This is a genomic window from Chamaesiphon sp. OTE_20_metabat_361, from assembly GCF_031364565.1.
This window is the reverse complement of record NZ_JANLWO010000598.1, coordinates 1-5,814: the sequence shown is the minus strand read 5'-3', so window position 1 is coordinate 5,814 and position 5,814 is coordinate 1. Positions and strand designations below refer to the sequence as shown.

Below are 5,814 nucleotides of genomic sequence, written 5' to 3'. Positions count from 1 at the left end.
ACTAGCTTCGTAGATGCAGATGGCTCTAGCTCTACTTCAGGCACCCGTAGTCGTAAGACGGCGGGAAGTATGAAGCAACTAGGTCAGTTGAAGCGTCAAAAATCAACCCTTATAGGACTGGATGCAGAAACCAGCCCTTCAACGAAGTAAGGGCTGGTAGTTCATTTTAGGTAATATTTCTGGCTGTGCAGATCGATTCCCTTTAACAAAGGCACCGCCAGCGAGGACTGGAGCAAGTTGTAAGGACATCAGTTCCCATGCCTTCGCCTGTAAATACATCCGTTTAGTAGTGCCGCGATAGGGACAGCCTCTAATTTGTTGCACCACTAAGGCGATCTCTGCTGTATTCGGAGGGTGAAGGATCGATTGCCAGTCATTCCCCTTGGCTAAAAACTCTAGCTCCGATTCGAGTTGCCCATCCTCACCAGGAAACAGCAGTGCTAATCTGCTGGGTGATAGCTGAATACGTGCGCCGATCGCAGGTTGAGCTTGATGATAACTAACGACCGTTTTGCGCCCGATGCCACCACCCGAAACTAGGGTTCGCGCCCGATCCCAACTGCCACTGACATCGCCACTGATGCACCCCGACAATAACACGCCAAACTCGATTCTCCTTCGGAGAGGCTCCGCCAACGGCTGCTCCTCCGACTCGATCTGTACTTGCACATCATCTCGCCCTTGAATATCTCAAATTGCCAACGAAAATTCCACATCTAGTTGAATCTCCAAATGGCATCCCGATCCCAACGATGGCGGCGTGTTAAAAAGTACTTCCAAACCCGCACTCCCTTCATTGAGAGGAATTTTGGTTTGTGCCCATAATTCCTCGAAGTCTGAGAATGCTAAATCGATCGTCATCGCGATTGAGGTTAAAGTTTATTGAGAATAATTATTGCTAAATTCTAACATCGATCGGGTATTTCCAGAGCATAAAACAGCCGCGCTAGAGCGATCTCCAATCTCGATCTATCTAGCCACTGTCCCAATAATCGAGCCTTAAAACCTCACAGATACAGAAGCAATTACAGTGAATGGATCGCCAAAATTATTGGCAGATGCGCGCAATCCCTGACTACTTTCGACATACTTGGCATCGCTAATATTCTTGAAATTGAGTGCAAATCGCCAATCATCCTGCTTGTAGAAAATTGCCGCATCTGCCGTCAGATAACTTCCCAGTCGAAAGGTATTGTCCAAATCGCCTTGGCGGTCTCCCTTGAAATTTAGACCCGCACCAAAACCTAACCCCTTCATCTGACCTTGCTGAAGTTCATAAGTTGCCCATAAACTTGCCGCATGTTCTGGCACGTTAAATAACTTTTTACCAACGAGTGTCGGATCTAAATCGGCAGAAACTTGGGCATCGGTATAAGCATAAGAGGCAACTAGCTTCAGACCTGGTGCGGGTTCGCCAGAAATGTCGAATTCAATGCCCCGACTGCGTTGTTCGCCAGATGCGATGAAAAATAGTGGATTGTCAGGATCGTTAAGGGGGACATTTTGCTTGGAAATATCAAAGTAGGCCAGTGTGGCAAACAGCTTGCCCTCGATTAAGTCAGACTTGACTCCAACCTCATATCCTTTACCGCGTTGCGGCTCTAGGACTGCGCCTGATACTGTCGTATCTGTATTTGGCGTAAAAGACTGTGAGTAGCTGCCATACGCTGAAAGTCGATTATTGAACTGATAAAGCAATCCGAGCCGAGGGGTGAGGGCACTGGCAGTTAAGCTAGTTTCTCCAGCCTCGAATGCGATCCCCGGAATACTAGTATTAGTTTGCGAGAGCGTATCATAACGGACTCCAGCTAGAAGTTTTAAATTTTTGAAGACATCAACTTGGTCTTGGACGAAAAATCCGAAACTATTACCGCGAATCGCGCTACCACCAAAGCCAGGGAGGTCGGCTTTATTCGGTTTAACTACTCCATAAACTGGATTGAACAGGTCGAGGTCTGCGGGGTCGCCAAGGCTTGAAAAAAGTCGATCCTCTCGACGGACATAATCGGCACCGACCAACAGTTTGTGCTTGATATCTCCCGTGGCAAATTCACCAGTTAAATTGGTTTGAAAGGTATAGTCCTTGGTCTGTCCTTCTTGAGTGGCAAAAAGACGGTTGACGGTATTTGTGGTCTCATCGAAACCTACCGGATAGGCGACAACATTGAAATCGAACTGATTTGAGGCATAGCGAAAAGCATTGCGGAGTTTCCAGTTGTCGCTAAACTGATGGTCTAACCCATAACCGATATTCAGGGATTGATTGGTGATGCGATCGCTAGGGTCGCCAGTAATTCGATCGCGTGGTACATTGGCTACACTCGTACCAATTGCGGGCAATCCAAAATCGCCAGGACGATTGGAGTCGATATATTCTGCGGAAATAGTCAGATCGGTCTTATCGCCAACTTTCCAAGCAATGGTCGGGGCAATAAAGGTTTTCTGGTCGGGTTGATTGGAATTTCGCACGCTGTTGCTGCTTTGATACAGTCCATTGACGCGATAGAGTACCTTGCCATCAGCGGTTAAAGGGCCAGAAACATCAACACGGGGGCTAATTAAACTCCGAGAGCCACCTTGAACTTCTACTTCATAAAATGGCGTAGATAATGGTTTCTTGCTAATGAGGTTAATCAGTCCACCTGGCTCGATTGCGCCATACAAAATTGAGGCTGGCCCTTTGAGGACTTCAACTTGCTCTAAATTAGCAATTTCGCTGAATGGTTGGGTTCCTCCCTGACCACTTCCAAATTGCCTGAATCCATCCCGCAAAGTTGCCACTCCAGAGAAGCCGCGAATGCTAAACGTGTTCCCACTGCGATTTTGGCCATCGCCATTATAATTAACGCCGCTAACATTACTCAGCGCATCTTTAACATCTCTACTCTGCCTATCGCGAATAATCGCTTGGGGAATGACTTGCACGGAGAATGGAGTTTCGATAATCGGTGTATTTGTACCCGTCACACTAGCAGCATTGGGCTTGCGGTAGGAGTCTCGCAGCGAACTTCCAGTGACGTTGATTTCTAGTTCTGGTTCGGCGGTCTGGGCTACAGGGGGTGTCGCACCCGCTTCGCTGGCAATTACCGTTGCTTGGGGTGCCCCATTGGTACCAGTTACCGTCACGCGCACGAAGCTAGGATTTAGTTGAGTAACAGTGACATTTCCCACTCCTGGAGCCGGATTTGCCGCTTGAAATGGTTGAACGATCGTGGCGTTGGGGATATCGAAGTAGAGGAGATTGCCAACGATCTGGGGAGCCGGAGCCGCAAGCGTCCCCGCAGTTTCTAAGACTACTTCAATGCCGTTATTCTGCGGGTTGAGCTTAATTCCAGTAATATTCAGCGGTGCGGGGGCTGCCTGCGCTAGGAGTTTTTTGACGAGCGGCAAATTTTTTCGATCTAAAGTCTCGGTCGTTGCCTGACTGGTGGCACCTGCGATCGTTTGCGCTTGAACTCGAACTGGTAGGGCAATGATTACGGCAGCGAACGCCAGACAAATCTGCTGTAGGCATAGCTGTTGGCAGAAACGATACTTACCACTGGAATTATTAGCCTGCATCTTAAATAAGAATAGTTATCAATAAAGTTCGATTGTACAGGAGCGATCTCCGTGTTGTCTATCCCCGATCGGTCTTTTTGTCACATTCTGAGATCGGGTCTTTTTTGACGCGATAGCAGCGATCGGCTGCTAAGAATTAGCAATTCTACCAACTCTGGTTAACCTCAGCCCTCACCCCCAGCCCCTCTCTCTTGTTGCGCTAAACCGTCGGGAAACCCGACGAGCGCGCACCGCTCCCAATCTTGGGAGAGGGGAGCCAGAGCCGGAGGCGAGGGCGGGGTGAGGGCGGGACGAGCGCGGGGTGAGGGCGACAGGATGGTACTAGCGATCGGGAGTCTGTATGAATCGGATTTGGTATTAGCTCTAGATCCGCCAAAAATACCATTGCAAATAATTACTAATAGTTAGTAAGATTAAATGATTAACTTTAGCAAGTATCTATGCTCGACCCCACTGTTGCGAGGTTGTCTAAATATCTGAAACCTTCGCCACTAGTAGGGCTAGGGCTAGGCGTGGTGGTAGCGATCGGGTGTGCGATCTACAGCATTACTTTAGGAACTAGAGACATTTCGCTAGCAGTGATTTTTGACTCCTTTACCCAGTTCGATAATTCCTTCGACCATCTGATTATCCAAACAGTCAGATTGCCACGATCGCTAATGGCACTCGCTGTCGGTGCCGCGCTTGCCGTAGCGGGGGCGGCGATTCAAGGCTTAACCCGCAATCCCCTCGCCGAAACTGGCATCTTAGGCATCGAAGCTGGCGGTGCTCTAGCTGTCGTCGGGACATCCTTTCTGCTTGGTAGCTCCACCCCTTCAGACTATGCCGGAGCCGCCTTTGTGGGGGCGGCGATCGCGGCGATCGTCGTTTATTTCTGTGCATCCCTCGGCTCTGGCGGAGTCACCCCGCTCAATCTGACGATCGCTGGAGCCGCGATCGCCGCATTTATCGCCGCCTTAACTACCAGCATCCTGATCGTCAGCCAGAGTACCTTAGAAGAAATTCGCTTTTGGCTGGCAGGTTCCTTGGTAGGGAGAGATTTCGACCTATTTTTACAGGTATTACCAGTGATGATGGTGGGGTTATTACTGGCGTTTGCACTCAGTAGACAAATCGCCACCCTGAGCTTAGGCGAAGACGTTGCCACCAGTTTGGGACAAAACACCCTGACGATTAAGCTGTTAACGGTAACGAGTATGGTGTTACTCGCAGGTAGTTCTGTGGCGATCGCGGGGCCGATCGGGTTTGTGGGGCTAGTCGTCCCCCACGGCGTGAAATTCTTTATCAAAACCGATTATCGCTGGATTCTGCCCTACTCGGCAGTCTACGGAGCCATTCTCCTGTTAGTTGCCGATATCGCCGCCAGACTATTAATTCAGCCCCAAGAGCTGCCAGTAGGAGTAATGACGGCACTTGTCGGCGCGCCAGTATTTGTCTATCTTGCCAAAGCAAAAATCCGCTCATGAAAAACTGGTTAGCCATTCGCCCGCCCCTATTGGCAGATCGTCCCGCTCGACGATTGCTGCCGATTGTCCCAATATTAGCGGGGTTGAGCTTTGCGGCGATCGTCGTCAATGTCGGACAAGGTGAGTACCCGATCGCGCTCGGCGATCTCATCCAAACCCTGCTAGGCATCGATACAGGCAATCCCGATCTGCCCTTCGTAATTCAAACCCTCAGATTGCCCCGCACCTTAGTTGCCTTTTTAGTCGGTGTCGCGTTGGCAATTTCGGGCGCGATTTTTCAAGGCTTAACCCGCAACCCCCTTGCCGATCCAAGTATCATCGGCATCAATGCGGGGGCGAGTTTGGCGGCAGTTGCGACGATCGTGCTATTGCCCGATGCCCCAGTTGCTGCTTTGCCGATCGCCGCATTTTTCGGGGCATTATTCATGGCAGCCCTGATTTATGGTTTGGCAGGGACTGGACAAAATTCACCGATGTTATTAATTCTGCTGGGCATTGGCTTGTCGGCGATCGCCAGTGCCTGCACCAGCTTAATGATTTCCTTGGGGTCGATTTCCACTGTCAGCCAAGCTTTAGTCTGGCTGGCTGGCAGCGTCTACGATCGCACCTGGGAAGATTTTTTCGCCTTGTTGCCGTGGGCGATCGGTGGTACTGCCCTCGCATTGGGACTAACGCGGGAGTTAAATGTCCTCTCCTTGGGCGATGAGATCGCCACGGGATTGGGGAGTCGCGTTACCTGGCAACGCGCCCAGCTCGTCATCATCGCCGTGGCGTTAGCTGGCTCGGC

General features: G+C 50.3%; 5 protein-coding genes. 2 read left to right on the top strand and 3 right to left on the bottom strand.

Annotated elements, in window-relative coordinates; translation table 11 throughout:
- Window positions 1–138 precede the first annotated feature (138 nt).
- From RMO35_RS17170 to RMO35_RS17160, 3 genes are all read right to left on the bottom strand, one after another.
- Entirely contained in the window at window positions 139–669 is a 531-nt protein-coding gene (locus RMO35_RS17170) for a hypothetical protein (RefSeq protein WP_309742532.1), read from the bottom strand.
- A 21-nt stretch (window positions 670–690) separates the two neighbouring features.
- Window positions 691–861: a hypothetical protein gene (locus RMO35_RS17165; RefSeq protein ID WP_309742531.1), complete on the bottom strand. Its 171-nt coding sequence runs from the start codon at window positions 859–861 to the stop codon at window positions 691–693.
- Between the two features lie 138 nt (window positions 862–999).
- Window positions 1,000–3,561 (bottom strand): TonB-dependent siderophore receptor, encoded by a 2,562-nt coding sequence (locus tag RMO35_RS17160; protein WP_309742530.1) that lies wholly within the window; start codon window positions 3,559–3,561, stop codon window positions 1,000–1,002.
- Window positions 3,562–4,001: 440 nt separating this feature from the next.
- Here RMO35_RS17160 and RMO35_RS17155 point away from each other — a divergent pair, with 440 nt between their 5' ends.
- Entirely contained in the window at window positions 4,002–5,027 is a 1,026-nt protein-coding gene (locus RMO35_RS17155) for an iron ABC transporter permease (protein ID WP_309742529.1), read from the top strand.
- The coding region (locus tag RMO35_RS17150; RefSeq protein WP_309742528.1) for an iron ABC transporter permease at window positions 5,024–5,814 on the top strand (791 nt) is incomplete at its 3' end. The genes RMO35_RS17155 and RMO35_RS17150, both read left to right, overlap by 4 nt.